Raw genomic sequence first — 1451 nt, 5'->3', positions numbered from 1 at the left:
GTCACCTCTCGGTCAGTAGTGCATCCGGTATCGACGCGATGAACACTGGCGCCTCCTCGTTGATTCTCTTCGGTGATCTGCCCGCCGGCATCGGCCAGCGTCACGTCGCCGCCGCGGGTGCGCGCGATCTGCCGGCTCAGCGCCAACCCCACTCCTCGGCCGCCCGGGGATTCCGCCGTCGACTTGGTCGAGACTCCCTCCACGAACACCTGATCGACTTCCAGGTCCACCCCGTCGCCGGAATCGACGACCACGATGTGCAGGGTCGAACCGTCCTGCACCAGTTCCACTTCCACCTCGGCCGGCCGCCTGACTCCCAGCCTGGCGGCATCGATCGCGTTGTCGACCAGATTGCCCAGCACAGTCGTCACGTCGACCGGAACGGCTACCTCTCCCCCGACCCAGGTGTTCTCGCCCAACACCATTCGGACGCTGCTCTCGCGGGCGTGCGCGGCTTTCGCGGTCAGGAACGACCGTAGGTAGCGTCGGACACGGCATCGATACCCTCGACGGTTTCCGATCTCGGCCCGACACCGAGTATTTCGTCGATGTACTGCGACGCTCGATCGGGGTGGCCCTCGTGCAGCAGTCCACTGACCAGATGCATTCGGTTTGCGAACTCGTGGCGTTGGGCGCGCAGCACGGCAGACATCGACTGCACCGCGTCGAGCTGACGCGTCAGTGTCTCCACGTCGGTCCGGTCTCGCACGGTCAGCACCGTACCCAGATTGCGATTGTCGCGCAGCACTTTTCGGGCGGAGGCGATGACGACCACCTCGTCCACGGCGGCCAGCACCGGCTCGGCCGTCGGAGATCGGATGACCTCGAGCAATCTGGGGGTCAGACCGATGTTCTCGATGCGCATTCCCGGTTTGCCGTCGATCGAGAGCAACGTACGCGCCTCGTCGTTGACGACCGTGACGACTCCGTCGGGATCGATGGCGACGACACCCTCACCGATCCCGTGCAGCACTGCCTCCTGTTCACGGACCAATTCGGCGAGCTCCTCCGGCTCGAGCCCCAGCGTCAGTCGTTTCCACCTGCGCGCCAACAGGGTCGAGCCGGCCAGCCCGAGCAACAGCACGGCACCGGTCACCAACCCGCCGTTGACCAGATCCTTCACCAACTCGGTGCGCACGGCCGTGGTCGAGATACCGACACTCACTTCACCGATCACCATGTCGGTCGAACCGAGCGCCAGCACAGGCACTTTCGCACGTACGGAGTCGCCGAGCGTGCCACGCTCCTGTTCGACCACCTCGTTGCCCGCCAACGCACCCGAAGGATCGGTACTCACCCGCTGGCCCAGCACCGTCGGATCGGGGTGCGCCAACCGCAGACCCCGATCATCGGTGATGACGACGAACAGGGCGTCGGTGCGATTGCGGGCACCCTCGGCCGCGCGCTGCAACGCCCCACCCGCCAACACACCCGCGGGCGCGGCATCGGTG

Annotated in this window: 2 protein-coding genes; both read right to left on the bottom strand. The window is 66.1% G+C overall.

The features are described 5' to 3' along the window. Positions 1-425, bottom strand: a 425-nt coding sequence (locus tag RHBS_RS31285; protein ID WP_237669863.1) for a sensor histidine kinase, incomplete at its 3' end; no start/stop codon positions are given. Positions 426-463: 38 nt separating this feature from the next. Next, positions 464-1451 (bottom strand): Spo0B domain-containing protein (locus RHBS_RS27740; RefSeq protein ID WP_237669861.1); only part of this gene is annotated, 988 nt, incomplete at its 5' end.

The organism is Rhodococcus sp. BS-15 (genome assembly GCF_000813105.1).
Taxonomy (GTDB): Bacteria; Actinomycetota; Actinomycetes; order Mycobacteriales; family Mycobacteriaceae; genus Rhodococcoides.
Note: the sequence above shows the minus strand (reverse complement) of the source record. Positions and strands in the feature narration are given on the sequence as shown.